This is a genomic window from Klebsiella sp. RHBSTW-00215 (genome assembly GCF_014103785.1).
In the GTDB taxonomy this organism is placed as follows: domain Bacteria; phylum Pseudomonadota; class Gammaproteobacteria; order Enterobacterales; family Enterobacteriaceae; genus Klebsiella.
This window is the reverse complement of the sequence record NZ_JABXQS010000001.1, coordinates 5,203,992-5,229,138: the sequence shown is the minus strand read 5'-3', so window position 1 is coordinate 5,229,138 and position 25,147 is coordinate 5,203,992. Positions and strand designations below refer to the sequence as shown.

Sequence of the window (25,147 nt, the reverse complement as noted above, 5' to 3'; positions counted from 1 at the left end):
CCCCGCAGGCATCGCGTCCTGCGGGGGGAATGCTAAAGGAAGATGCGCGACGGAAGCCCGCCGCGCGAAGGTTTATTGTGTGGCTTTTTTATCCTCTGGCGTAGCCGGTTCATTCGCTGCGGGCTGAGCCGCCTGACCGACGTCGTCATTTGCCGCCGGGCGCGTAGTGGGAACGGAGTCACACGGTTTCTCTTTCGGGCACAGCAGATCCAGCATTTTCAGGGTTACGCCGTTGGTCCAGCCAAAGCCGTCCTGTAACGGATATTCGCCACCGCCGCCGCCGGTACCCGTCGAGCTGACATCATACTTTTCAACCAGCTTCTGCTTGCTGTCGTAGGTGTGCTGAACGTTGCTCAGGAAACGCCAACTCACCTCCATGGCTATTTTCTCCTGACCATATTTTTGCAGGCCCTCAGCGGCGACCCACTGAAGCGGTGCCCAGCCGTTCGGCGCATCCCACTGCTGGCCGCTGTTCACCGTGGTGGTCGTTATGCCGCCAGGTTTGAGCAAACGGGCCTCGGTAGCTGCGGCGACTTTCGCCGCGCGTTCGCTGGAGGCAGCGTTGACGTACAGCGGGAACAGCGCCGCAGCGGTCAGCTGATTGCGTACCTTATGGCTTTTCAGATCGTAATCCGCGTACCAGCCCTCTTTATCATTCCACAGGTATTGTTCCAGCGCTTTCTGCCGGGCGTTGGCTAAGGCGTCAAACTGCGCGGCTTTTGCGTTGTCTCCCGCCGCTTTACTGGCACGGGCGATGGTTTTTTCCATATGGAACATCAATGAGTTCAAATCGACAGGAACGATGCTCATGGTGCGGATGGTGCCAAGCTGCTGAGGATTATCCATCCAGCGGGAGCTGAAATCCCAGCCGGAAGCTGCGGCAGAACGCAGATCGCGATAGATCTCAGTCGCCGGACGGTTAGGGTTATTTTTGGCGGTCGTGACATCATCCAGCCAGGATTCCGGACGCGGGGTGTCGTTATCATCCCAGTAGCGGTTTAGCAGCGCGCCATCAGCCATGCGCACCACGCGCTTGTGCGCGTCGCCGGGCTCAAGCGCCTGCGCGCCATCCATCCAGTACTGGTACTCTTTCTCCATTTGGGGCAGCCATTTTTTAAGCGCCTCGTCACCATCATGTGTCGCCAGTAGTTCAACCATAAACGAGAAAAACGGCGGCTGCGAGCGGCTCAGATAGTAGGTTCGGTTGCCGTTGGGGATATGGCCCCAGGCGTCGATTTCAGCGGCGAAGTTGGTGACCATATCTTCGATTTTATCCCAGTGCCCGCTCTCCGCCAGGCCAAGCATGGTGAAATAGCTGTCCCAGTAGTAGACCTCGCGAAAGCGTCCGCCGGGAACGACGTAAGGTTTTGGCAGCGGCAGCAGCGAATCCCATTTTTCCACTTCCACGGTACTGCGGGTGAGCACCGGCCACAGCCCGTCAATATGCTGGCGTAATGTCTGCCCCTTCGGCGGCACGTACTGGTCGCTCTCTCCTGGCAGGGTAAAGTTGAGCTCGACGAAGTGGCGTAAGTCGAAGCTGGTCTGATTTTTCTGCATGCGGTAATCAGCAAGGATCATCAACGGGTCGCTGTTAGGGACGGCATCGGCGAAGGTTTTCTGGTCGGAGAAGAGTTTAGCGCTTTGCACATCGTTAAACAGCGGGCCAAGCAGAACGTCCGGTGATTGCGGGGTTGGGCGAGGCTCTTCAGCCTGTACCGTCAACGTCGCCAGGGTGAAGAGCGCGCCGCCGAGTGCCAGACGTAGAACATAAGGCAGGGTTGCGGGGCGATGGGAAACAGAACACTTCATTGATGGTTCTCCTTATCATGTAGACTTTGCGCCACTGCATTCGGTTATCAGAAAACCTTAGACGAATATCCGCCGCTGCGCGTGTCGGAGGTAACATTTTGCGCCAAAACAGACTATTTACCGCAGACCTGCCATCGATGATGGGAACATTATTTTGGTGAGTAGAGTAAATTGATAAAAAACGTAATCCACTAGTAAGAAAAATAAATAGACAAACACTATGGCATTCTTATATGGGGTTTTTATGACCTCAGCCCTTTTACTCAAAAATAAGCTGCCACGGATTAAAACATGTGATCTGGCAAACAAAAATCTGTGCATTAATACCGTTGACGCCTGACAGGATCACATAAATAAAAAAACATAAATAATTTATAAAAAAACATAATGGCATCAGTACTCCAGATAAGTGAAAAATGCAGACATTACAGAAACCGGTTTCATCTTTTGCATAAAGGAGTGGTGTATGTCTGCTGGCGACAAAATTTCAGTCAGAGAAAAAGTAGGTTATAGCCTGGGGGACGCGGCGAGTCATATCGTGTTTGACTCATCCGTGGCCATCCTGGCCTACTTTTATACCGATATTTATGGTCTACCGCCCGCCGTGATGGGGACGATGTTTTTGCTGGTCCGTCTGCTGGATGCGATTACCGATCCGATTATGGGGGCCATTGCGGATGCCACCTCAACCCGCTGGGGGCGTTTCCGTCCGTGGCTGCTGGCTATTTGCGTCCCATTTGCGGTGAGCTGCGTACTGGTTTACTCCATTCCATCTTTCTCCGATTCAGGTAAAGTGGTTTATGCGGTAGCGGCATATATATTTATGACGTTGATGTACACGGCTATTAATATTCCTTACTGCTCGCTGGGCGCCGCGTTGACTTCCGATCCGCGTGAAAGTCTCTCCCTGCAATCCTGGCGTTTTGCCATCACCCCAATTGGTGGTGCGCTGGGTACCGCATTTATCCTGCCGCTGGCTGACTTTCTTTATCCGGGCGACCGTGCTACCGGGATTCAGGTCTCCATGGCGTTATTCGGTGTTATCGGTTGTCTGATGTTTATTGTCTGTTTCGCAACCACCAAGGAACGCGTTCAGCCGATTAAAGAAGAGAATCTGAATATTGCTCGTGACGTCAAAATTCTCTTCCGTAACGATCAGTGGCGTATTCTTTCGGTCTACAACTTTATGATGCTGGTTGCCGTGGTGATTCGCGGTGGTGCGGTAGTGTATTACGTCAATAGCGTGCTGAATAAAGGCGCTGATGTGATAACGATATTTATGCTCGGCGGGATGTTTGCCTCAATGCTGGGTTCGGTGCTGGCAAAACCGTTTGGTACGCGTTATTGCAAAATTAAATTCTCCTTCTGGATTAATCTGGTTACTGCGGCGCTGGGCGTAGTGTGCTTTATGGTGCCGGTGCAATATTGGATTCTGGTGCTTGGCGTACATATTCTGATCTCCATTATTCAGGGCGGTAACGGTGCGTTGCAGTGGTCCATGATCACTGATGTCAATAACTATGGCGAATGGAAAACCCAGCGCCGTATTACCGGGATGAACGTCGCGGCCAATATTTTTGTTATCAAACTGGGCGTGGCTGTAGGTGGCGCAATCCTCGGCTGGGTGCTGGCTTACTACCATTATGCCGCTAATACCGCTGTGCAGTCGGCTTCAGCCGTGCAGGGCGTGATGCTGTTGTTTACCCTTGTTCCCTCCGTGTTTTATGTTCTTACCGCAGTATCCATTCGGTTCTATGGCTTAACCGAAAATAAAATGAATGGCATTGTTGATGATTTGAAAAACGGAACTTTCGCCGAGTCATGATAATAGCAGAATAATATCTGTGGCAATGTGAATTATTTATCACATAGCCACAGGTATATTCTGGGTAAAACAAACAATAAATAATTTAGGGATGTCAAAATGAAGATAAAATATATGGCATTGGCTATTAGCGCCATTATGTCCTCTGGTGTGATGGCAGCAAAAAATAGTCCCTCTGAAGATATTAATAAACGCCTTGCGCAGCTCGAACAAAGATTAATGACTGCTGAACAACGCGCGGCAGATGCGGAAGCGCAGATACAAACGCTCAAGCAACAACAAACAGTGGCGGCGACGACGGCCCCGGCGGTGAAAGTGGAGGCTGCTGAACCAGCGACTCCCGGCGCGGTACCCGCGAAGCTCACGCTTTCTGGCTATGGCGATCTGAAGATTTATGGTGATGTGGAATTCAATATGGATGGCGCCAGCGGCAGCGGCAGCCTGACGTCGGTAAAAACCTCTTCCAGTAAAAACTGGGCGCCCGGTACTAAAGAGCGCTGGGATATTAATGGCCGTATTCTGCTGGGCTTCGATGGCATGCGCAAAATGGATAACGGCAATTTTGCCGGTTTTTCCGCCCAGCCGCTGGCCGATATGACTGGTAAAATGAACCTTGATGACGCGGTATTCTTCTTTGGTCGTGAAGATGACTGGAAGGTCAAAGTGGGTCGTTTCGAAGCCTACGATATGTTCCCGCTGAATCAGGATACTTTTGTTGAATACTCCGGGAATACCGCCAACGATCTCTACAGCGACGGTTACGGTTATATCTACATGATGAAAGAGGGGCGCGGTCGTAGCAGCAGCGGCGGTAACTTCCTGGTCAGCAAAACGATAGATAACTGGTATTTTGAACTGAATAACCTGGTTGAAAACGGCAGTACGTTATTCCAGGATTCCAGCTACCATGGTAATACGCTGGAGAATGAGAAAAACGTTGCTTACCTGCGCCCGGTTATTGCGTGGAATAGCGGTCGTTTCTCGACCGCCGTGGCGATGGAGAAAAACGTCGTGAAAAACGCTTACGGTTATTACGATAACCGTGGCGGTTGGGTCGACCAGTCCGATCGCACGGGTTATGGTTTGACAATGTCCTGGAACGGACAAAAAACCGATCCTGAAGATGGAATAACTACCAACCTGAACGTGGCCTATATGGACGCTTCAGATGAGAAAGACTTCACTGCCGGTATTAACTCCCTGTGGCATCGTTTTGAGCTGGGTTATATCTATGCCCACAACAAAATCGACAAGTTCAACTCCGCTAATTACGTCTCTACCTGCGATGATGGCTGCTGGATCTCTAACGTAGGTGATTATGACATCCACACGATTCACGCGTCGTACCTGTTCCCCAACGTCATGGATATGAAGAACTTCAACATCTATCTTGGCGCCTACGCCTCGTGGATTGAAGCGAAGCCGACGGATGGCGACAAACACGAAGACGCCCGTTACGGCGGCCGTCTCCGCTTCAAGTATTTCTTCTGATCAAAGCAGAGCCCGCATCTTACGGGCTCAGATTGCTGACAAAGTGCACCTTTCTGGAATTGCCCGGTGGCGGCTAGCACCTTACCGGGCCTACGAAAAATGCACAATTTATTGATATTGTGGGTTTTGTAGGCCGGGCAAGGCGTCAGCCGCCGCCCGGCAGAAACGCGAGCACAATCTTTAAAACTGGTTTGTCATCAGTCTCAGCCCGCATCTTGCGGGCTCTGCTCATTATGCCATTTAGCCTCCCACGGAGGCGCGAGTTAACAGGACGACACCATGTTTGACAGTAAAGCGGGAACCCCGCTGGAAGGGTTTGCTGAATTTGCTACCGCCGCCGCCGCCGAAGGCGCGGTGTTGCTGAGAAACGATCGCGGCATGCTGCCGCTTAGCGCTCAGCAGCCCGTGTCAGTGTTTGGCCGCACGCAGATTAACTACTATCGCAGCGGCACCGGTTCGGGCGGGGCGGTCAACGTGGTGAGTCATACCACCTTATTACAGGCTTTACGGGCGCGAAGCAGTGGAGCGCTCAATGAGTCACTGGCCGCGCTTTATGAGCAGTGGGTCAATGATCACCCGTTTGATAACGGCGGCGGTGCATGGGCGGCTGAGCCCTGGTTTCAGCAGGAAATGTCGCTGAGTGATGAGCAGGTTCGCCAGGCGCGAGCCGTTTCAACGCAGGCGGTGATTGTGCTGGGGCGTACCGCAGGTGAAGATCAGGACAATGCTGATGTCGAAGGGGGCTATCGGTTAACCGCTGATGAGATGCGCCTGCTGCACCAGGTGTGCCGTGAGTTTGATGAAATCGTCGTGGTGCTGAATACCGCCGGACTGATTGATTTGTCGTGGGCTGACGATCCTCTGTTGCGTAAGCGCATACGCGCGTTACTGTACGTCTGGCACGGCGGCTCCGATGGCGCGCAGGCGGCAGCCTCGCTGCTGTATGGCGATGTGACGCCTTCCGGCAAGCTGGTCGGCAGCATCGTTATGTCGCTGGATGACCATCCGGCATCACCCTGCTGGGGAGCACAAGCGCAAAATCTCTATCAGGAAGATATTTACGTCGGCTATCGCTATTTTGAAACCTTTTGCCCACAACGCCTGCAATTCCCTTTTGGTTTCGGCCTCTCTTATACCCGTTTTACCCTGCAATCAGCGCGGGCAGAAGCTTTCGGCGACCATATTCAGGCGTCGGTGACGGTCACCAATAGCGGCGACGTTTTCTCGGGGAAAGAGGTGGTGCAGATTTATCTTCAGGCACCGCAGGGCGCGCTGGGGAAACCTGCGCACGTGCTGGTGGCTTTCGCCAAAACGCGTCTGTTACAGCCGGGAGAAAGCGAAACCTTAACCCTGCGTATCCCACTGGAGCGCTTTGCCTCGCTGGACGACAGCGGAGCTACCGGACATCCCCATTGCTATGTGATGGAGCCGGGGCTTTACCGCCTGCTGATGGGCAATAGCGTTCGCGATTTGCAATTGCTGACGATTGACGGTGAAGCCGGGTACACGCAGAAGACGCTGCGGGTCTTCTCTCGCCATCAGCAGGTACTGGCGCCGACGGTGCCGTTTGTACGCATTAAGCCGGTTGCCGATGGCGATGATGGCTGCTATCAGATTGAGTGGGAGGATGTTCCGCGTCGGGAGATTAATCTGCGTGCGCGCATCGAAGAGCGTCTTCCACAGACCATCACGCTCACCGGTAATCAGGGACTGACTCTTAGCGACGTCGCCGAAGGACGCGCCACGATGAACGCGTTTATTGCCCAGCTGTCGGTTGAAGAGCTGGCCTGCCTGGTGCGCGGGGAAGGGATGTGCAGCCATAAAGTGACCCCCGGTGTCGCATCGGCCTTCGGCGGGGTAGCCGACAGCCTGCTGGAAAAAGGTATCCCGCTGGCATCGACCGCCGACGGCCCTTCAGGTATTCGTATGGATAACGGCGCGAAGGCGACCCTGCTCCCCAGCGGCACGCTGCTGGCTTCCAGTTGGGACCCGATTCTCGTTGAGCGGCTATATGTTATGGAGGGCAAAGAGCTGTTGCGTAACGGTATCGACCTGCTGCTGGGGCCGGGGATGAATATCCAGCGCCACCCGCTCAATGGCCGCAATTTTGAATATTTCTCCGAAGATCCATTGCTGACCGGGATGATGGCGGCGGCGGTGGTTCGCGGCATTCGCAGCGGCGGCGGAATTGCGACGCTTAAGCACTTTGCCTGCAATAACCAGGAGTTCGCCAGAGCCAAAGCGGACTCGGTGGTGTCGGAGCGCGCGCTGCGTGAAATCTACCTCAAAGGCTTTGAATACGCGGTGAAATTCGGCGGCGCTAGCGCGGTGATGACCGCCTATAACCCGGTCAATGGCCATCACGCTGCCTCTAATTACGATCTGACCACCACCGTGCTGCGCGAGGAGTGGGGCTTTCGCGGGATTGTGATGACCGACTGGTGGGCAACGATGAACGATCCGGTCAGCGGCGGCGCGGCAAGCACCCACAACACTGCGGCGATGATCCGCGCGCAGAACGATCTTTATATGGTGGTGAATAATAACGGCGCGGAGGTTAATGCGGGCGGGGATAATACTCTGGAGGCGCTGGCAAAAGGCCAATTAACCCTGGGCGAGCTTCAGCGCTGTGCGATCAATATTCTCGACTTTATCATGCAGACTCAGGTCTTTAAACGCGGGGATAAACCGCGGACGGATATCATTCGCCTGGTGGCAGAACCCGGGCGCGCTGGAACCTGTCAGGGGGCAATTAAAATTGCCGAGCAGTCGCGGCTGCGCTATGACGAAGATCTGGTGTTGAGCGTTGAACAGACGGCGATTTATGACGTACTGGTGAGCGTGTACGCTAACGGCGCGGCGCTGGCGCAAACCGCCTGCAATCTGCTGCTTAATGACCAGTTTGTGGCGACGATCCAGACCAACGGCACCCTCGGGCGAGAAATCGTACAGAAGCTGTGTCGGCTTGAGCTGCAACCGGGAAAATATCGCGTCGGCTTTGATTTTATCAAACCGGGTCTGGTGGTGGACTGGCTGGAGCTGAGACACGTAAATGATTAGCCATGATTGATGGTTCTGCCGGGCGGCGGCTGGCACCTTGCCCGGCCTACATTATTATGTGATATCGGTAAAACGTTTATGGTGTTATTGCCGTCATACCCGTATCAGGAGCCGCCAGTGAACCGACGTCATTTTTTATTCTTTAGCGCCGCCGCGCTGCTTGCGGTGAGCCGCGCGCGGGCTATGGAAGCGCAGACAACGCTGCGCCTGTGGCCGGGCGAGCCTCCTGGCGGTGGCTGTCCTGACGGACCCAGCCGCTTATCCGAACGCGGCGCGCTAAGCCATATCGCTCAGCCTGAATTGACGGTATGGCGTCCTGCCGTGCCGCTTGGTCACGGTGTGTTAATTGCCGCAGGCGGTGGATATCGGCGCATTGAAATGGCGAAAGAGGCCTGGCCCGCTGCGCGCTGGCTAACCGCGCGCGGCTATACGGCCTATGTGCTGACCTACCGCCTTCCCGGTGAAGGATGGAAAGCGGGCGGCTTCGCACCATTGCAGGATGCCCAGCGAGCGCTGCGCCTGATTCGCCAGCGCGAGGGAAAAGTCAGTTTGTTGGGCTTTTCCGCTGGCGGGCATCTGCTGGGCATGGCGGCCTGTCGGTCCGATTTTGCCGCTTACTCGCCAGTCGACGCCGTGGATGACATATCACCCCGGGTCGACGGCGCGGCGCTGATTTACCCGATTATTTCCCTCGAACCGCCGTATACCCATACCGCTACGCATCGAATTCTCGCCGGACCTCATGCTAGCGAAGAGGTCGATCGCGCCTGGTCGGTACAAACTTACGTTAGCGCGCAGACGCCGCCCTGTTTTCTCGCTCAGGCAGAGGACGATAAAGTCTCTGACCCACACAATACGCTAATCATGGCCGCCGCCTGTCGTGAGCATCAGGTTGCCGTCAGCATGTACCGCTACGCCCGCGGTGGTCACGGTTTTGCCATGGGGCGCCCCGGCACGCCCACCGTCGAGTGGCCCGCGCATTACGCGCAGTGGTTAGCAAAGCGGTAGCATCGCGCGAATCAACTTGCGCCATATTGGTGCGTTTTTGGCGATAAATAAGCAAAGCGTCTGGTTGTTTTTTATGCAATGAAACGGTGCGGCTTGACGGCGCATGGTGAAGCCATCGCGCTGTGTGACCTGGCATAATTAATGCTTATCTCTTCCCGGGATTACCCCAAAGTGAGTACAACCGGAGGAGACGGCCATGATAAAAATAACGCTTCCTGACGGGCATTATTATGATGAGATGCTTACCGCGCAGGGAGAGCAGCGTCAGCACTATAACGCCTGGTGGCAATGGTTTCGCAGCACCGATCAATTCTCTATCCGGCAGAAAAAAGAGCAGGCGGAACTGCTCTTTCACCGTATCGGCATCACCTTTAACGTCTATGGCGAAGATGAAGGGACCGAGCGCCTGATCCCCTTTGATAGCGTGCCGCGCATTATTCCTGCTGGAGAGTGGCAGCGACTTGATCGCGGCATTCGCCAGCGGGTAAAAGCGCTCAACGCTTTCCTTTACGATATCTACCACGAGCAAAATATCCTCCGCGCGGGGCTGATTCCGGCACAGCAGGTGCTGGCGAACGAACAGTATCAGCCCTGCATGCAGGGGATCAATTTACCCAACAATACCTACGCCCATATCACCGGGGTGGATATGGTGCGTAATAACGACGGCCAGTATTACGTGCTGGAGGACAATCTGCGCACGCCTTCCGGCGTCTCGTATATGCTCGAAAACCGCAAAATGATGATGCGGTTGTATCCCGAAATGTTCGAACAGCACCATATTGCGCCAGTGGAGCGCTATCCCAGCTATTTATTGCAAACGCTGCGCGAAAGCTCGCCGGTGGACGACCCGTGCGTGGTGGTGATGACGCCGGGGCGGTTTAATAGCGCCTATTTTGAGCACAGCTTTCTGGCCCAGCAGATGGGGGTTGAGCTGGTAGAGAGCGCCGATCTGTTTATTAAAACCGGGGCGGTGTATATGCGCACCACCGAGGGGCCGCGACGCGTCGATGTGATTTACCGCCGTATTGATGATGACTATCTTGACCCGCTGGCCTTCCGCGCCGACTCCATGCTAGGCGTACCTGGGCTTCTGTCGGTGTATCGCGCCGGAGGCGTGGTGCTGGCGAATGCTATCGGTACCGGCGTCGCCGACGATAAATCGATCTATCCCTACGTGCCGGAGATGATTCGCTTCTATCTGGGCGAGCAGCCGATCCTGAGCAACATTCCTACCTGGCAATGCCGTAAAGCAGAAGACCTCAGCTACGTGCTGAGCAACCTTGAGCTGATGGTGGTTAAAGAGGTTCACGGCGCAGGCGGCTACGGCATGCTGGTTGGCCCGCGCTCAACCAAAGAGGAGCGTGAGGCGTTTCGCCAGCGTCTGCTGGCGAACCCGGCGAATTATATCGCTCAGGACACCCTGGCGCTATCGACTTGCCCGACCTTTATCGACGAGGGTCTGGCGCCGCGCCATATCGATTTGCGGCCCTATGTGCTTTCGGGGCAAGAGATCCGCCTGGTGCCCGGCGGGCTCACGCGGGTGGCGCTAACCGAAGGCTCGTTGGTGGTGAACTCGTCCCAGGGCGGCGGCACCAAGGATACCTGGGTGATGGAGGATGATGAATCATGTTAAGCCGCACAGCGAGTGAACTTTTCTGGATGGCGCGCTACCTTGAGCGCGCAGAAAGCTATGCCCGGGTGCTGGATGTCACCTGGAAGCTGTCGATGATCCCGCGCCACAGCCAGCAGTCGCGGGATTTAGCCTTACCGCTAAATTTGTCGCTGACCCATGAGCTGTTTCAGGCGCGCCACGCGCGTTTCACCATGAGCAACCTGCTCAATTTTTTCGCCCTCGATGGCAACAACCCGTACAGCATTTTTAGCTGCGTCGAGATGGCGTGGAACAACGCCCACGCGGTGCGCGGTAGCCTGTCGGCGGAAGTGTGGGAGAGCATCAACGCCACGCGAATTGAGCTGCGCAAACTGCGCCAGCGGGGAATCAGCGAGCTGGGCAACGACGCTTTTTTCGAATGGGTGAAAGAGCGGGTGCATCTGTTTCGCGGTGCGATACTTGGCACGCTGCTGCGCAATGATGCGCTCAGCTTCATCGGCATCGGTACGCTGATCGAGCGGGCGTCCTCCACCGCGCAACTGTTGTTGATTAAGGATCAGCAGTTAACCAACGATCCGGACCCGGTCCGCGAGTATTACCGCCTGGATACGCTGCTCAACGCGGTCAGCGCCCGCGAGGCGTATAACAGCATTTATCGCCAGCCGGTGAGTCGCGAAACGGTGATGGAGCTGCTGATCCTGCGCAACGATGTACCCCGTTCGCTGCGCGCCAGTATTTCCGATCTGGTCGGGCAACTGGAACAGATCGCCAACGATCGGTCACACCTACCGCTGCGCCTGGCGCATCAGCTCAACGTCGATTTACGCTTTAGTACTCGCGACGATCTGGTTCAGGCGGATTTACAGGTCACTCTCAATGAACTGCTGGCGCGAATTAACGCGCTTTCAGACAGCATCAGACAAACTTATCTGGAGGCGTTATGAAACTGGTTATCGATCACCTGACCCGCTACGGCTACGATGAAGAAGTGAAGTTTTCTACCCAGTACTTACGCCTGACCCCGCGCAGCACCGGGCGGCAGAAAATTGCTTCCTGGACGCTGACTCTGCCGGAGGGGGCGGCGGTCACCACCACCGATGCGTGGGGCAACGTCCTGCACGTCTTGACGCTGGATAATCCGCATAGCGAGATGACTATCCGCGCCAGCGGGGTCGTTGACATCGCTGAAGACGGTGAGGATATTGGCGTCGATGAACAGGAGTTGCTGTCACCGCTGGTCTTTTTACGCAGTACGCCGCTGACCCGCGCCGATGGTCCGATTCGCGAATTTGCTCAGCGCTGGTATCAGGCTGGCGCCCAGGAAGAGAGCCTGAACCGGTTAATGGCGGAACTGCTGATTAGAATGCCATACTCGCCGGGAGCGACGCAGGTGCAGGATTCCGCCGCCGATGCGTTTGCGCGGGCGAAAGGCGTTTGCCAGGATCATACTCACGTGTTCCTCGCCTGCTGCCGGGCGCTGGAGATCCCGGCGCGCTACGTCAGTGGCTATGTTTACAGCGATAACGCTCAGCATGTCGCCATGCACGCGTGGGCTGAAGTATGGCTAAACGGGCGCTGGCAGTCGTTTGATATCACCAATAATACCCGCAGGCTGAACCAGCATCTGCGACTGGCGACCGGGCTGGACTACCTTGATGCCTGCCCGGTGCGCGGCACCCGCCTCGGCGGTGGTGGCGAAATTATGTTAACCAACGCTGAAGTGCGCGAACATTCGCAACAGGCGCAGCAGCAATAACGGCAGGAACGAAAAACGATGACCTACTGTGTGGCCATGTGCTTGTCGGATGGACTGGTATTTGCCTCAGACTCCCGCACCAATGCGGGAGTGGACCATATTGCAACCTTTAAAAAACTGCACGTTTTCCATCAGGACGGCGAACGGGTCATGGTGCTGCAATCCGCAGGTAACCTGGCCACAACCCAGAGCGTGATCAGCCTGCTCAGCGGGCGCATTCGCACCCAGCAGGAGCCGAATCTGATGCAGGTGACTTCGCTTTACGATGCAGCGATGTTGATCGGCAAAACCCTGCAGGAGGTGATTCAGCGCGACAGCAGCAATCAACAAAACTGTGGTAACACCAACTTCAACTGCAATCTACTGCTTGGCGGGCAGATTGCCGGGGAAACGCACCGCCTGTTTCACATCTATCCGGAAGGTAACTTTATCGAAGCCACCCGCGATACGCCTTATTTCCAGATTGGCGAGAGTAAATACGGCAAACCGATTATTGATCGAGTGCTGACGGTGGAGACGCCGCTGGAGCAGGCGATGTGTTGTGCGCTGATTTCCATTGATTCAACGCTGCGCAGCAATCTGTCGGTGGGCCTGCCGCTGGATACGCTGCTTTATCGCAGCGGTAGCCTGAGCAGCGCCGGGCAACATCGCATTACCGAAAGCGATCCTTACTTCAACAGCATTCGTAAAGCGTGGTCCGAAGGGTTGCAAAGCACTTTTTTGACGCTGCCGCCGTTCACGCCAGGCGGCCAGGGTCAGGTGGAAAAGTAGCGTCCCGGCGTCATGCCGGTCATGGTGCGAAAAAAGTAGATAAAGGCGCTATCGCTGGCGAAGTCAAGCGCCTGGGCTGTATCGGTAATGCGCTTTCCGGTTGCCAGCATCTCGACGGCTTTCATTAATCGCCACTGTTGACGCCATTGCTGGTAGGTTATGCCGGTATCGCGGCGAAACAGCCGACTAATGGTTTTTTCGCTGGCACCGCAGCGGGCAGCCAAATCCCTAAGCGTTGGCGGTAATGCGATGCCTGAAAGCATCGCCAGCCGTTTATCCTGCGGTAGCGCGAGCATCATCGGTTCCCGGGCTGCCGCGTTAATTTCGGCCTGACACAAGGCGGCAAGATACCGTGCCGGCTCGGTTTCCCAGTCGGTATCCCAGGGGCTGGCGCTGATGCGTTCTAATAGCTCGCGCAGCAGCGGCACAACGTTCAATATCGCCGACTGGGGCGGCAGTGCGGGGTAGCGCTGCGGCTGAAACCAGACAGAACGGTAGTCGACAATGTTTTTCATCTCCGCGCGATGGGGAATCCCCGCCGGGATCCACGCCGCGCGCCCTGGCGGAAGCAGACACAGCAGAGCGCCATCGTTGAGCGTCAATCGCACGCATCCCTGACGGGTAAATAGAATCTGCGCCATTCCATGCTGGTGAGTACCAGAATCGTGATCCCCTAATGCTGATTGCACGCCAATCAGGCTGTTTGTTAATGCATCCGGATTGAATGCCGCCTTCGCGTCAAGCCAGGCCATAATGTCCGATTTCCGATATTTAAAGTCATTATGTTTATAATGTTCGATAAATCGCTTACCTACAATAGCGCCTCTTATTATCAGGAGGTGGATATGTTGGGGCGTTCTGCGATGGTGCTGGTCACCGCACTGCTGATGTTCCCGCAAATTGCGGAAACGATTTATAGCCCGGCGCTGACCGATATCAGCACCCATTTTTCCGTGAGTGCGCCGCAGGCGGCGCAAACGCTTTCCGTCTACTTTATCGGTTTTGCCGCAGGCGTTCTGTTCTGGGGCGGATTTAGCGATCGCTACGGTCGGCGTCCGGCGCTACTGGCCGGGTTAGGCGTTTACGCGATGGGGTGTCTGATGGCCCTGTGGGTGGCGGATTTTTCGCTGTTGTTAATGGCGCGGATAGTCACGGCCTTCGGCGCGGCGACTGGTTCAGTGGTGACGCAGACGGTTCTGCGGGACTGTTTTAGCGGGCGACAGCTGGCGGGCATTTTTTCGTTTATCGGCCTGGCGCTGGCGGTGAGCCCGGCTATCGGGGTGTATATCGGCGGCGGGCTCACTGCCATCTGGGGCATGCGCGGCGTGTTTAGCGCTCTGGCGCTTCTGGCAGCAGCGCTTTTGCTGTGTAGCCTGTGGTTGATGCCGGAAACGCGGCCAAAAAATGTCGGGGGAGGGGCGTTTCTTGCCGTGTTGCAGCGGATGGTTGTTGATAAAAAAATTGCGCTGGCGGCAATACTGATCGCGGCATTTAACGTCAGCCTGTTTAGCTATTACAGCCTGGCTCCCTTCATTTTTGCCAGTCTGGGGCTGGATGCTCTGACGTTTGGCTATAGCGGGATGGCGCTGGCTGCCGGTTCGCTGCTCGGCGCGCTGCTGAACCGCCGGCTGCTGCGCCAGAATGTTTCGCTGGGGCGGATACTGACGATAGCGTGCTTTTTTCATCTGGTCGGCGGCATCGCGGTGTACGCGCTGCGGGAATCAATATGGTTTGTTCTGCCGGTATCGTTGGTCACTCTCGCTTATGCGATGGCGATCCCGCTGGTGCTGGGGTCGGCGCTGAGCGCCTACGGCGACTGCCGGGGCACAGCCGGTGCCTTTTTCGGCCTGTTTTATTATGTGCTGATTGGCGCCGGTCTGCTGGCTGCCGGATGGGGGCAATCGCTGGGGGCTGCGTTACTGACTTGTGCCGGACTGAGCGTTATTGCGGGATGGCGATATATCACTCCTCTCCACAAGGAGTAAGGCCGATTTCTGGCAAAGCTAAGTGATTTAAATTCTTTGTTATTTAACGCGTTATCTCACATCTTCGGGAGAGCAAAACGATAACGCGAAAAGGTAGTGGCAGGAATGGCAAAAAACAGGTCGGTCTATTTGCACCCGCAGCAGCGAGAGCGGATTCATCATCTTTCCCGTAGCTGGCTGTGGCGAAGTGAACTGCCGACCTGGCTACTGATTTTTGCGGTTTACGGCGGCTGGTTTTCCTCGCTGATCTGGTGGCGGGCGCTGGGGCTTTTTCCTGCCACGTTGCTGCTTATCTGGTTTACCGCCTGGTACATGTCCTTGCAGCATGAGCTTATCCACGGTCATCCCACCTCGCGCCCGTGGTTTAATCAACTGCTGGGGACGCTGCCGCTGGCGGTCTGGTATCCCTATGGCCTGTATCGCGACTCGCATCTGGCGCATCATCATAACCATCTGCTGACTCAGCCCGTTGATGACCCGGAATCCTACTATTTTACCCGGCAGAGCTGGCAACGTTTTGCCCCCTGGCAGCGCAAGCTTATTCATCTGCGTAATACATTTATTGGCAGGTTGCTGGTGGCACCGCTGCTGGATATTGTCCAAACCCTCGCGAGCGCGCTCGCGGCGTTTCGTCGCCGACAGCTTAAAACAATGGCGATGTGGCTGGTTCACGGCCTGCTGCTGGTGGCACTGTTTTCGTGGATGGCGCAGCAGGGTTTTTCGCCGCTCTATTTTGTGCTGGCTGTCAGCTATCCGGCGCTGGCGTTGACCAAAGTTCGCTCCTTCCTTGAACATCGTGCAGCGGACGATCCGTTGGCCCGTTCGGTGATTAATGAAGCCGGGCTGGTCTGGCGAGTGCTGTTTTTGAATCTCAATTACCATTCAGTGCATCATGATTTACCGGGCGTGCCGTGGTACGGGCTGCGAAAGATCTATCTGCATCATCAGGCGGATTACCAGCAGCGTAACGGTGGGTTTGTGGTACGTGGATACGGTGAATGGCTGCGGCGTTTTTTGGCGAAATCGGTGGAGGTGAATGCCCATCCCGGTTTTAACCAGCAGGGTAAGGTGGATGAACATCATGAGTGAACGGCTGGCGTTTCCGATGTATGCGGTAAATGAGCAGGATACCCTGGGGCTATGGCAGGCGGTCCGGGAACTGCTGGCGGCGCGCGGCGTGGCGGCTGAAGAGATGCTATCATATTCGGTTCCCGAAGATCTGCTGGGACATTGGCGAAACCCGGAGCTGCTGCTGAGTCAGACCTGCGGCTATCCGCTGGTGACGCGGCTAGCGGATGTACAAACGGTGGGCTGTTTTCACTATTCGGTGCCGGGCTGCGAAGGGCGAAACTACCGTAGTCTGCTGGTGGTGCGTGAAGCGCAGAGCCGGCAGACGCTGGCTGATTTTCGCGGGCGTCGGGTGGCGTGTAATTCGCCGGATTCGCAGTCCGGTTATAACGTGCTGTTAAAAATGGTCGCGCCGCTATCGCGCGATGGGCGTTTCTTTTCAACGGTGGTGTTCAGCGGCAGCCACCGGCAATCGCTGCGCGAGCTTCAACAGAGAACGGCGGATATCGCCGCCATTGATTGCGTGACCTGGGCGCTGTTACAGCGTCATCAGCCCGATGCGCTGGCGGGGCTGGCGGTTATTGCGCATAGCCCGCTGGCGCCGGGATTGCCGCTGATTACTTCGGCAAAGACCCCGGCGGCGACGTTGGGTGTGCTCAGAGAGGCGCTGCAGCAGCTGGTTAGCGATGAGCGCTACCGGTCGCTTTGCGAAGCACTGTTTATCAGCGGCTATAGCGATATACGGCGTGAGAGCTACCTGCCGCTGCTGGCGTGGCGCGAAGACGCTGCGGCAAGGGGCGTCGCACGGTTGTAAGCGCTTCCCCGGAGGCGATGCTTGCGCATCTGTCCGGGCTACCGTCCCGCAGAGGGCTGTGAACCCGTAGCCTGGTCAACGCAGCGCTACCGGGAAGAAACCGCACCGAAGTTTCAGACACAGCATATTCCCCGGAGGCGGCGCTTGACGCGCCTTGTCCGGGCTACCGTCTTGCAGAGGGCTGTGAACCTGTAGCCCGGTCAGCGCAGCGCCACTGGGAAGAAACCGCACCGAGGTTTCAGTCACAGCAACTTCCCCGGAGGCGATGCTTGCGCATCTGTCCGGGCTACCGTCCCGCAGACGGCGGGGAACCCGTAGCCCCGGTAAGGCGCTAGCCGCTACCGGGGAATAGCTGTGCTATGACGCCTGCGGTTTGCCATCCCTGCGGGCGAAACTGTTTTCGACGACTGGCAGACCAAGCTTTTCGCGCAGGGTTCCGGACGGGTAGCATTCCCGCATCGCGCCGCTGCGTTGCAGAATAGACACTACCTGCTCAATAAAGCGGTCAAAATCTCCCGGCAGCAGCGGGAACATCAGGTTGAAACCGTCAGCCGCGCCAGCGCGCCAGGTTTCCGTCAATGCGCTGGCGACCTCCTCAGCGCTGCCGATCAGCAGCCAGCTATCGGAACTTTGTAACAGCTGCTTGCCTAACTCCAGGACTGTCAACTGCGGATCGTAATCGCGAATAAGCTTGAGCGCGGTGCGGATCCCATCAAACGACGCCTCATCTGGCAGCGGCGGCAGCGGTTGGTCAACGGGATAAGCGGATAAATCCATGCGCAGATAGGAAGAGAGCAGGTCGATGGCCATCTGGTCGCTCATCAACTGCTCGTTAAGCCGCCGGCGCTCCTCTTTTTCCGCATTTGAATTGACCACCACCGGTAAAACCCCGGCGATGATTTTGAAATGTGCCGGATCACGCCCGTGGCTGCGCAACCGCTGGTTCATCTCTTCGCGGTAGGCCAACCCCTCTTCGATAGATTTGATAAACACAAAATGCATATCGGACCAGGCGGCAGCGAGGTTTTTACCTGCCTCTGATGACCCGGCCTGCACCAGCACCGGATGCCCCTGCGGCGGACGCGGCACGTTTAGCGGCCCACGAACGCGGAAGAACTCGCCCTTAAAGTCGAGATGATGCACCTTGCGTGAATCGGCAAACAGCCCACTGGCTTTGTCGTAGAGCACCGCGCCGTCCTCCCACGAATCCCATAATCGCGTGACAACATCAATAAATTCACCCGCGCGCTGGTAGCGATTGCCGTGTTGCGGGAGCTGGTCAAGGCCGAAATTGGCCGCTTCCTCCTCCAGCCACGAGGTGACAATATTCCAGCTGGCCCGTCCGTTGCTGAGAAAGTCGAGAGAGGCAAAATAGCGAGCGAGATTATAGGGCTCGTTATAAGAGGTGGAGGCCGTTGCCATCAAACCAATATGTTCCGTCACCGCCGCGAGGGCGGAAAGCAGAGTAATAGGTTCGAGCCGGGCGTTGGCGTAGTGGGTTAAGCCGCTGGGCACGGTATCCCAGATGGAGATATGGTCGGCGACAAAAATAGCGTCGAGGGTGGCGGCCTCGGCTTTGCGGGCCAGACCGGCATAGTACTTGAGGCTGAAGATTTCTTTCTCCGGCGCCTGCGGGTGACGCCAGGAAAAGCGGTAGTCACCCTGCGGATTGAAGAAGAAAAGGTTCAGGATCATATGATTATTTGGCATTTTCTCTGCTCAGTTGGAGGTAATGCCTTCCCTGGCTCGGCGGCAATCAGTTACCGTTGAGGTTCGTTTTGACCCACTGTTCGGCTACCGCCGCCGGGTCTTTATGCTGTAAATCGACCTGCTGGTTAAGCTCGATCAGCGCGGCGTTGTTGAGCTTGCCGGAGACCTTGTTAAGCACTTCGCTGATTTTGGGCGTCAGGCTGGCTTTGCGTACCAGCGGTACCACGTTCTGGCTCGGCTGTTCATGTTTATCATCCTCCAGCACCACCCAATCTTCTTTGGCGAGGTTACCCTGGGTTGAAACTACCGTGGCGACATCGATTTTGCCGGAGTTCAGTGCCAGGCGGGTCAGCGGACCGCCCATATCCAGAGATTTCACCGCTTTAAACTCAAGCCCATAGACGCGCTTCAGGCCCGGCAGGCCAAGGGCGCGCACCGGGAATTCCGGTGGTCCGCCGATGACCAGTTGCGGCGCGATAGGCTGAAGGTCGGAAAGCTTGCTGAGATGATATTTTTTCGCCGTTTCTGCCCGCACGGCCCAGGCGGTAATGGATGACGCCGGGGAAGGATCCAGTAGCGTAAAATCAGCAGGCAGCGCTTTGGCTAACTCCGCGCTAACGTCGCTCTGGCTGGTGGCCAGCGTTTTGCCGTCGTAATAGTTCAGCAGGGCGCCGAGATATTCCGGAACGATATCAATTTCGCCGCTCTGCAAAGCCGGAATAATAATCTCGCGATTGCCAAGGTTAAGACGGGTTTTTACTTCAATATCATTTTTCTTTAGGGCGCTGGCGTAAATATTGGCGAGAATTGAACTTTCGGTAAAATTCGCGCCGCCAATTGTGATGCTCTGAGCCAGAGAGCTAAAACTTAAGCTTAATAATCCTGCGGCGAAAACCGAAAGACGGAAGTGACGACGTGCGGGAATGCCAAATAGCTGCTTCATAATGCCTCTTTACCTGCAGGTGGTTTATTGTTGTTGGGAAAAGAATTAATTTATTTGCGCGATTGGGGCGTGGGTGACGTGCCGGGTCATTAATGAAAAAAGCAGTTCGCAGCCGATAGCCAGCAGCGATACCACCAGAGAGCCGGCAATGACCTGGGGAATGTCGCGCTGTCCGAGCCCGTCAATCAGAAAGCGTCCGAGGCCGCCAAGTCCTGCGTAGGCGGCGACGACGGCGGTGGCGATCAGTTGTACCAGCGCGGTCCGCATTCCGGCGAGTATCAGCGGCGCGGCGAGCGGTATTCGCAGCTGCCACAGGCTTTGAAGCGGCGTCATGCCCAGCGCTTTCGCCGCATCGCACAGCTGGCGGTCGGCATGATAAATTCCCACCCAGGCGTTAGTCAGGATCGGTGGAATCGACATCGCTACCAGGGCGGCAAAGACCGGAATATCATTAAAGCCAAAGATAATAATGCATAAGAGAATTAAGCCTAAAGATGGAATGGCGCGGCCAATATTAAACAGGTTAATAATTAAAAATGCGCCTTTGCGCCAGTATCCAAGAATAATGCCTAACGGTAACGCAATGGCTGAAGCAATAATCATGCTGATCAGTACATAATAAAGATGCTCGCGCAGGCGGAGTAATATTCCCGCATCGCCGGTCCAGTGCTGCGGTTGTAAAAACCAGTGCAAGGTTGCCAGTATAATATCCATTAACGAGTCCAGGGAGTAAGCCAATAGCCGACGTGGGCAATAAGCGAATCAAACAGCAGGGATAGCATAAGGCTGAGTGCCAGGCTGACCACAATCGGAGTCACAAAATCCTGGTTAAACCCGGCGAGCAGGAGCTGCCCGAGGCCGCCCTGACCAATTAAAGCGGTAACCGTCACCAGCCCGACCAGCGTCACCGATGCGATGCGTAAACCGGCGAATAGCGATGGCACCAACAGATGCAACTCAACATCCACAAACCGAAACCAGCGGGTATAACCCAGCGCGCGCGCCGACTCCAGCACGGCTGCGGGGAGTTTCTCAATTCCGGCGATGACGTTACGCAGCAGGATGAGCAGCGAGTAGAGCGTCAGCCCGATAATAGACGTCGTCAGCGACAGCCCGGTAAACGGCAGCAATAAAATAAACAATGCCAGCGATGGGATGGTAAACAGTATTCCGCAAAGGTAGATCAGCGGTTGGGCGACCAGGGGCCAGCGCAGCGTCAGGCTAATCAATACGCCAGTCAATACGGTACCGAAAAACAGCGAAATGGCGACCAGCTGCACGTGCTGCCACAGCAGCTCGGCAATCATGTTTTTATTGTCGAAGACCCACGACCAATCAATCATAGCGGTGAAGATCCACGTGGCCTTCCAGCACATTCTGCAACAGGGCGTGGGAGATACTGCCCTGATACGCCCCATCGGCATCAACATGAACCACGACGCCGCCGGGCGCATCCAGCAGCGCGCTGTAGGCAAAGCGTAGCGTGTTGATTGCCGCCAGCGGCGCATCGAGCGGCAGCGTGCGGTGTTTAATGGGATCGAACCAGTTCAGCGGCCGCCGTTTTCTATCCAGCATCAGGCGCAGCGGGCTGGCGACCGGCGGATGCTGACTGGCGATGGGGGAAAGATTTTCATCAATGAGCGGTACGTCATGGCGCGGGAGCTGTCTGACCTGAATCCTCCCCAGCCGTTGCAGATTAGGCTCTGGGCCGATAAAACGGCGCACAAAGTCGCTGGCTGGGTGCGACAAAATATGGTCCGGCGTATCGAACTGCGCCAGTACCCCGCCCTCCTGGAAGATAGCGATTCTATCGCCGAGGCGGATGGCCTCATTAATGTCGTGGGTCACCAGCACGATGGTTTTATGCAAGCGCTGTTGCAGCAGCAGTAGCTCATCCTGAAGACGCTCGCGTACTACCGGGTCGATGGCGGCAAAAGGTTCGTCCATCAGCAAAATTGGCGGGTCAGCGGCCAGCGCTCTGGCTATCGCTACACGACCCTGCTGGCCGCCGGAGAGCTGATGCGGGTAGCGGGACAGCACGTTGCGGTCGAGTGACATTAAATCGACTAATTCGTCGATTCGCGCCTGAATGTGCTTTTTGCTCCAGCCGAGAAGGCGCGGAACCGTGGCGATATTTTGCGCCACCGTACGATGCGGGAATAGCGCGGCGCTTTGCATCACAAAGCCAATTTTGCGCCGTACCTGAATAATATCGGCGGCGGCAATTTTAACTCCCTGAACATAGACATCGCCGGAGTCCGGAATATCCAGCTGATTAATCATCCGTAGGATAGTTGTTTTTCCGCAGCCGCTGGGGCCAACGAAAGTGCACAGTTCGCCATTATTAATCACCAGATTAAGGCCGCGAATGGCCGCATGCGCGCTTCCGGGGTAGGTCTTGTGAATATTGTCGAGTTTAATCATATCGCCGTCGCGCCCTGAATGTTCTTTTCATGGAAAACATGAATAGAGCACAAGCTACAGAGGCGGTGATTAACGAGCAAATATGATATTTGCATTTGCAATGCCGTGATTTGAATTAAAGGCCGCACTCGTGTACGGCCTTTATCGTGAGAGTTATATCAGGAAATAGTTAAGGGCGGAAAATGCGATCATGCCGACAATCACCGTGGCGAACAGACTGCGCGTCACAACGCCGGCAATGGTGGCGGCAAGAGCGGCCAGTAGAGAAATACTGATACCCGAGCTGGTCAATGCCGGTTTACCCAACAGCTCCGCGGCAATAATGGCCGCCATAATGGCGGAAGGAATAAAACTGAGCCATTGCTGCAGGGCCGGAGCCAGGCGAAATCGCGAAAGCAGTAAAATCGGTACCGTGCGCATCAGTGCAGTGACCAGCGCTGAGGCAAGAATGGCCAGAATGATATTGCGTTCCATCTTATTTAGCCTCCTTGCAGAATAGACGTAATCCTGTTGTTGCCAGCGTCGCCGCAACTGAGGCCGCGACGATGACCACGATGCTCATATCAGTGTGCCCGGCGGTGAACAGCGTAATCAGCACCGCCACGGCAATGCTGAAGGTTTCCAGCATCTTACGCTGGCTGGCAAACCACAGCGCCAGAACCAACCCGATAAACATCGATACCAGGCTAAAACTTAACCCCTCCATCAGCGATGGCGGAAGCGCGGAGGCCAGCCCTGCGCCCACGATACAGGCGAGGATCCAATTCAGCCAGGCGGCAAGGTTTAGCCCGAGCATCCACGAGTAAGGAACACCGTTGTGCACGCTGCCGCGCTGTACCGCCACGCCAAAAGTTTCGTCCGTCAGCAGCAGCCCGCTAACAATCTTTTGCAATGGACTATATTGGCGAAAGAACACGCTCATGGCCGAACTCATCAACAGATAGCGCAGGTTAACCAGCAGCACGCTGAGCACCACCGAGGCCATTTCCGCGCCGGTTGCCCACAGAGAATAAAACAAAAACTGCGCCGAGCCTGCGTACAGCGCGCCTGCCAGTAGCGCCGTTTGCAGCGTGGTAAACCCGGATAAGGTTCCGATAGCACCGGCGGCGAAACCAATGCTCCAGTAGCCGGGAATAGTGGGCAAACAGGCGATGACCCCGGCGCGAAATTCCGCCATAGCCTCATCTCTTGATGAGGTCTTGTTATTTATCAACATCAAATAGTCCCATAGAGTGCGTTGCTGAATGGTAATCTTAAAAAATTGCTGGAAACGTTATAGTAAAATCCTGCGCATTTACGCAAACATTCCGCTTCGGGGATTAAAGGGCATCAAAGTGGGAAAAGAGGTTCGCGACGACATCAAGCTCTGGCGGGATAGTGAATTACACGGTGGAATGGAGATCCTGCGTGCATCCTGCTACGAGCATAGCTATCCGCCGCATTTTCATGACGAATATGTGATAGCCGCTTTTGCCCGTGGTGCCCAGCGCACGCGTATTTGCCGCGAGCGGGGCGTGGCAGCGGCAGGCACAGTGATGGTGATCATGCCCGGTGAGGTGCATACCGGCGAAGCGGTGCAGCGTGATGAAGGCTGGGATTACTGTGCTTTTTATCCTTCTGCTGGCCTGATTAACGAAGTGGCGGAAACGCTGCTCGGCGGCAAAGGTGAGGTGAATTTCGGTGGAGAGGGGATGCGCCATGACCCCATGATAGCGCGAAGCATGCTCCAGGCTTCCGCCGTGCTGGGCGCCAGTCACGATCCGCTGGAAAAAGAGTGTCTGATGTATCAGGTGCTTAATCTGCTGGTGGGGCGTTATGCCGAGCGCAGCGTTCGCGGAGGTCGACGGCCAGTCATCAGGGCCGATATTCGCCGGGCAATAGAGTTTCTGCACTGCGCCTATCAGCAGCCGCTGTCGGTTAAGGATATTGCGGCGGTAGCCGGGCTGAGCGAGTTCTATTTTATGCGTACTTTTCAGGCGCAGACCGGTTTATCTGTTCACCAGTATCTCACCCAGCTAAGGCTTGTCAGGGCAAAAGGACTACTGGCAAAAGGCGCTGAGGCGGCGCAGGTGGCGACAGAGGTCGGGTTCTACGATCAAAGCCATCTGATTAAATCTTTCCGCATGCACTTTGGCACCACGCCGGGTCTCTTCGCGGCGGCCTCACTTTAAAAAGGGCTGGGATGACGTGCGTCGATCCTCTCACCGCTGATGGGATGCGCAAAATGCAGTTCGCTGGCGTGCAGCATCAGGCGCGTTGCTCCTTCGCTGCCCAGACCGCCGTAAAGATCGCAGCCTAAAATGGGGTGACCCAACTGCTGGCAGTGGATGCGCAGTTGATGGGTGCGCCCGGTTTCCGGAGTCAGCTGTACCCGGGTCAGCGGTAATTCACTTTCAGAGTAGAAGCGCTCAATAACCCGATAGCGTGAGCGGGCAGGTTTACCACTGAGCGCGCAAATCGTCATCAGGGGAAACAGCGCCGGATCTTTGGCAATGGGCGCGTCAATTATCCCATCGTCATTGGCCAGATGACCGCACAGCAGCGCGCTGTACACCTTGGTTACCGCGCGCTGGCTAAACTGCTGGCAAAGGGCCGCATTGATAGCCTTATTGCGGGCAATCACCATCAGACCCGATGTACCGAAATCAAGGCGATGGACCAGCGTGCAGCCGGGAAATTGTTGCACCAGGCGATGATGCACCGAGTCGAGATTAAGCGGGTTTTTCCCGGACAGGCTGAGCAGCCCCGAGGGTTTATCGATCAGCAGCAGATGCTCATCCTGATAGAGGATGTCGATTTCGGCGTGGCACGGCGGAGCGACAAAGGTATCGATAATCGTAGACATCAGGCTGCACGGGTAGAGGGTGG

Annotated in this window: 23 protein-coding genes; 12 read left to right on the top strand and 11 right to left on the bottom strand. The window is 55.9% G+C overall.

The annotated features are described in order from the left end of the window. Window positions 1-72 precede the first annotated feature (72 nt). Complete coding sequence (locus tag HV127_RS24915; protein ID WP_182239522.1) at window positions 73-1,809, bottom strand: alpha,alpha-trehalase; 1,737 nt, start codon at window positions 1,807-1,809, stop codon at window positions 73-75. A gap of 466 nt (window positions 1,810-2,275) precedes the next feature. Between HV127_RS24915 and HV127_RS24910 the strand changes: the two genes are divergently transcribed. From HV127_RS24910 to HV127_RS24875, 8 genes are all read left to right on the top strand, one after another. Continuing rightward, window positions 2,276-3,634 carry a glycoside-pentoside-hexuronide (GPH):cation symporter gene (locus HV127_RS24910; protein WP_181485833.1) on the top strand — a complete coding sequence of 453 codons (1,359 nt, stop codon included), beginning with the start codon at window positions 2,276-2,278 and terminating at the stop codon, window positions 3,632-3,634. Between the two features lie 99 nt (window positions 3,635-3,733). Continuing rightward, window positions 3,734-5,125: a carbohydrate porin gene (locus HV127_RS24905; protein ID WP_182239520.1), complete on the top strand. Its 1,392-nt coding sequence runs from the start codon at window positions 3,734-3,736 to the stop codon at window positions 5,123-5,125. Window positions 5,126-5,404: 279 nt separating this feature from the next. After that, window positions 5,405-8,185 (top strand): glycoside hydrolase family 3 protein, encoded by a 2,781-nt coding sequence (locus HV127_RS24900; RefSeq protein ID WP_182239518.1) that lies wholly within the window; start codon window positions 5,405-5,407, stop codon window positions 8,183-8,185. Between the two features lie 117 nt (window positions 8,186-8,302). After that, complete coding sequence (locus tag HV127_RS24895) at window positions 8,303-9,193, top strand: alpha/beta hydrolase (protein WP_182239516.1); 891 nt, start codon at window positions 8,303-8,305, stop codon at window positions 9,191-9,193. A 196-nt stretch (window positions 9,194-9,389) separates the two neighbouring features. After that, window positions 9,390-10,829: a circularly permuted type 2 ATP-grasp protein gene (locus tag HV127_RS24890; RefSeq protein WP_181485837.1), complete on the top strand. Its 1,440-nt coding sequence runs from the start codon at window positions 9,390-9,392 to the stop codon at window positions 10,827-10,829. After that, complete coding sequence (locus tag HV127_RS24885; RefSeq protein WP_182239514.1) at window positions 10,823-11,752, top strand: alpha-E domain-containing protein; 930 nt, start codon at window positions 10,823-10,825, stop codon at window positions 11,750-11,752. The genes HV127_RS24890 and HV127_RS24885 overlap by 7 nt, the downstream gene beginning before the upstream one ends. Next, complete coding sequence (locus HV127_RS24880) at window positions 11,749-12,564, top strand: transglutaminase family protein (RefSeq protein WP_182239512.1); 816 nt, start codon at window positions 11,749-11,751, stop codon at window positions 12,562-12,564. The genes HV127_RS24885 and HV127_RS24880 overlap by 4 nt, the downstream gene beginning before the upstream one ends. A gap of 18 nt (window positions 12,565-12,582) precedes the next feature. Next, window positions 12,583-13,335 (top strand): proteasome-type protease, encoded by a 753-nt coding sequence (locus tag HV127_RS24875; protein ID WP_182239510.1) that lies wholly within the window; start codon window positions 12,583-12,585, stop codon window positions 13,333-13,335. Here the strand turns inward: HV127_RS24875 and HV127_RS24870 are convergent. Beyond that, complete coding sequence (locus HV127_RS24870) at window positions 13,320-14,087, bottom strand: helix-turn-helix transcriptional regulator (RefSeq protein ID WP_182239508.1); 768 nt, start codon at window positions 14,085-14,087, stop codon at window positions 13,320-13,322. The two genes, HV127_RS24875 and HV127_RS24870, sit on opposite strands and share 16 nt — an antisense overlap. Before the next feature lie 93 nt (window positions 14,088-14,180). On the opposite strand from HV127_RS24870, the gene HV127_RS24865 reads away from it, so the two are divergent. From HV127_RS24865 to HV127_RS24855, 3 genes are all read left to right on the top strand, one after another. Further along, window positions 14,181-15,320, top strand: a complete 1,140-nt coding sequence (locus HV127_RS24865; protein ID WP_182239506.1) for an MFS transporter — start codon at window positions 14,181-14,183, stop codon at window positions 15,318-15,320. 105 nt (window positions 15,321-15,425) lie between these two features. Beyond that, complete coding sequence (locus HV127_RS24860) at window positions 15,426-16,409, top strand: fatty acid desaturase (RefSeq protein ID WP_182239503.1); 984 nt, start codon at window positions 15,426-15,428, stop codon at window positions 16,407-16,409. Further along, window positions 16,402-17,202 carry a PhnD/SsuA/transferrin family substrate-binding protein gene (locus HV127_RS24855; protein ID WP_182240818.1) on the top strand — a complete coding sequence of 267 codons (801 nt, stop codon included), beginning with the start codon at window positions 16,402-16,404 and terminating at the stop codon, window positions 17,200-17,202. The genes HV127_RS24860 and HV127_RS24855 overlap by 8 nt, the downstream gene beginning before the upstream one ends. A 75-nt stretch (window positions 17,203-17,277) precedes the next feature. Here the strand turns inward: HV127_RS24855 and HV127_RS24850 are convergent, their stop codons facing one another. From HV127_RS24850 to HV127_RS24815, 8 genes are all read right to left on the bottom strand, one after another. After that, window positions 17,278-17,448, bottom strand: coding sequence for a hypothetical protein (locus HV127_RS24850; protein ID WP_182239501.1), 171 nt, complete (start codon window positions 17,446-17,448; stop codon window positions 17,278-17,280). A 111-nt stretch (window positions 17,449-17,559) separates the two neighbouring features. Beyond that, window positions 17,560-18,897 (bottom strand): LLM class flavin-dependent oxidoreductase, encoded by a 1,338-nt coding sequence (locus tag HV127_RS24845; RefSeq protein WP_228727536.1) that lies wholly within the window; start codon window positions 18,895-18,897, stop codon window positions 17,560-17,562. 61 nt (window positions 18,898-18,958) lie between these two features. Then, on the bottom strand, window positions 18,959-19,855 hold the full coding sequence (locus HV127_RS24840) for an ABC transporter substrate-binding protein (protein WP_182239498.1): 897 nt from the start codon (window positions 19,853-19,855) through the stop codon (window positions 18,959-18,961). A gap of 45 nt (window positions 19,856-19,900) precedes the next feature. Continuing rightward, window positions 19,901-20,569, bottom strand: a complete 669-nt coding sequence (locus tag HV127_RS24835) for an ABC transporter permease (protein WP_182239496.1) — start codon at window positions 20,567-20,569, stop codon at window positions 19,901-19,903. Then, window positions 20,569-21,198, bottom strand: a complete 630-nt coding sequence (locus HV127_RS24830; RefSeq protein WP_181485846.1) for an ABC transporter permease subunit — start codon at window positions 21,196-21,198, stop codon at window positions 20,569-20,571. The genes HV127_RS24835 and HV127_RS24830 overlap by 1 nt, the downstream gene beginning before the upstream one ends. Then, window positions 21,191-22,279: an ABC transporter ATP-binding protein gene (locus HV127_RS24825; protein ID WP_182239494.1), complete on the bottom strand. Its 1,089-nt coding sequence runs from the start codon at window positions 22,277-22,279 to the stop codon at window positions 21,191-21,193. Before HV127_RS24825 ends, HV127_RS24830 begins: the two co-directional genes overlap by 8 nt. 153 nt (window positions 22,280-22,432) lie before the next feature. Continuing rightward, window positions 22,433-22,753, bottom strand: a complete 321-nt coding sequence (locus HV127_RS24820) for an AzlD domain-containing protein (RefSeq protein ID WP_181485848.1) — start codon at window positions 22,751-22,753, stop codon at window positions 22,433-22,435. 1 nt (window position 22,754) lies between these two features. Beyond that, the gene (locus HV127_RS24815; RefSeq protein WP_182239492.1) at window positions 22,755-23,495 is read right to left on the bottom strand and encodes an AzlC family ABC transporter permease; all 741 of its coding nucleotides are present in this window, start codon (window positions 23,493-23,495) and stop codon (window positions 22,755-22,757) included. A gap of 178 nt (window positions 23,496-23,673) precedes the next feature. On the opposite strand from HV127_RS24815, the gene HV127_RS24810 reads away from it, so the two are divergent. Beyond that, a complete protein-coding gene (locus HV127_RS24810) occupies window positions 23,674-24,450 on the top strand; it encodes an AraC family transcriptional regulator (RefSeq protein WP_182240816.1) in 777 nt (258 codons plus the stop codon). Here the strand turns inward: HV127_RS24810 and HV127_RS24805 are convergent. Then, window positions 24,447-25,124 carry an RluA family pseudouridine synthase gene (locus HV127_RS24805; protein ID WP_182239489.1) on the bottom strand — a complete coding sequence of 226 codons (678 nt, stop codon included), beginning with the start codon at window positions 25,122-25,124 and terminating at the stop codon, window positions 24,447-24,449. The two genes, HV127_RS24810 and HV127_RS24805, sit on opposite strands and share 4 nt — an antisense overlap. Between the last annotated feature and the right edge of the window lie 23 nt (window positions 25,125-25,147).

Excerpts from the sequence above, each read along its gene's own strand:
- HV127_RS24855 (WP_182240818.1), top strand. The coding sequence starts at position 16,402 with ATGAGTGAACGGCTGGCGTTTCCGATGTATGCGGTAAATGAGCAGGAT.
- HV127_RS24915 (WP_182239522.1), bottom strand. The coding sequence starts at position 1,809 with ATGAAGTGTTCTGTTTCCCATCGCCCCGCAACCCTGCCTTATGTTCTA.
- HV127_RS24830 (WP_181485846.1), bottom strand. The coding sequence starts at position 21,198 with ATGATTGATTGGTCGTGGGTCTTCGACAATAAAAACATGATTGCCGAG.
- HV127_RS24890 (WP_181485837.1), top strand. The coding sequence starts at position 9,390 with ATGATAAAAATAACGCTTCCTGACGGGCATTATTATGATGAGATGCTT.
- HV127_RS24865 (WP_182239506.1), top strand. The coding sequence starts at position 14,181 with ATGTTGGGGCGTTCTGCGATGGTGCTGGTCACCGCACTGCTGATGTTC.
- HV127_RS24910 (WP_181485833.1), top strand. The coding sequence starts at position 2,276 with ATGTCTGCTGGCGACAAAATTTCAGTCAGAGAAAAAGTAGGTTATAGC.
- HV127_RS24905 (WP_182239520.1), top strand. The coding sequence starts at position 3,734 with ATGAAGATAAAATATATGGCATTGGCTATTAGCGCCATTATGTCCTCT.
- HV127_RS24875 (WP_182239510.1), top strand. The coding sequence starts at position 12,583 with ATGACCTACTGTGTGGCCATGTGCTTGTCGGATGGACTGGTATTTGCC.
- HV127_RS24820 (WP_181485848.1), bottom strand. The coding sequence starts at position 22,753 with ATGGAACGCAATATCATTCTGGCCATTCTTGCCTCAGCGCTGGTCACT.
- HV127_RS24815 (WP_182239492.1), bottom strand. The coding sequence starts at position 23,495 with ATGTTGATAAATAACAAGACCTCATCAAGAGATGAGGCTATGGCGGAA.
- HV127_RS24805 (WP_182239489.1), bottom strand. The coding sequence starts at position 25,124 with ATGTCTACGATTATCGATACCTTTGTCGCTCCGCCGTGCCACGCCGAA.
- HV127_RS24880 (WP_182239512.1), top strand. The coding sequence starts at position 11,749 with ATGAAACTGGTTATCGATCACCTGACCCGCTACGGCTACGATGAAGAA.
- HV127_RS24825 (WP_182239494.1), bottom strand. The coding sequence starts at position 22,279 with ATGATTAAACTCGACAATATTCACAAGACCTACCCCGGAAGCGCGCAT.
- HV127_RS24900 (WP_182239518.1), top strand. The coding sequence starts at position 5,405 with ATGTTTGACAGTAAAGCGGGAACCCCGCTGGAAGGGTTTGCTGAATTT.
- HV127_RS24860 (WP_182239503.1), top strand. The coding sequence starts at position 15,426 with ATGGCAAAAAACAGGTCGGTCTATTTGCACCCGCAGCAGCGAGAGCGG.
- HV127_RS24835 (WP_182239496.1), bottom strand. The coding sequence starts at position 20,569 with ATGGATATTATACTGGCAACCTTGCACTGGTTTTTACAACCGCAGCAC.
- HV127_RS24870 (WP_182239508.1), bottom strand. The coding sequence starts at position 14,087 with ATGGCCTGGCTTGACGCGAAGGCGGCATTCAATCCGGATGCATTAACA.
- HV127_RS24840 (WP_182239498.1), bottom strand. The coding sequence starts at position 19,855 with ATGAAGCAGCTATTTGGCATTCCCGCACGTCGTCACTTCCGTCTTTCG.
- HV127_RS24885 (WP_182239514.1), top strand. The coding sequence starts at position 10,823 with ATGTTAAGCCGCACAGCGAGTGAACTTTTCTGGATGGCGCGCTACCTT.
- HV127_RS24845 (WP_228727536.1), bottom strand. The coding sequence starts at position 18,897 with ATGATCCTGAACCTTTTCTTCTTCAATCCGCAGGGTGACTACCGCTTT.
- HV127_RS24810 (WP_182240816.1), top strand. The coding sequence starts at position 23,674 with ATGGAGATCCTGCGTGCATCCTGCTACGAGCATAGCTATCCGCCGCAT.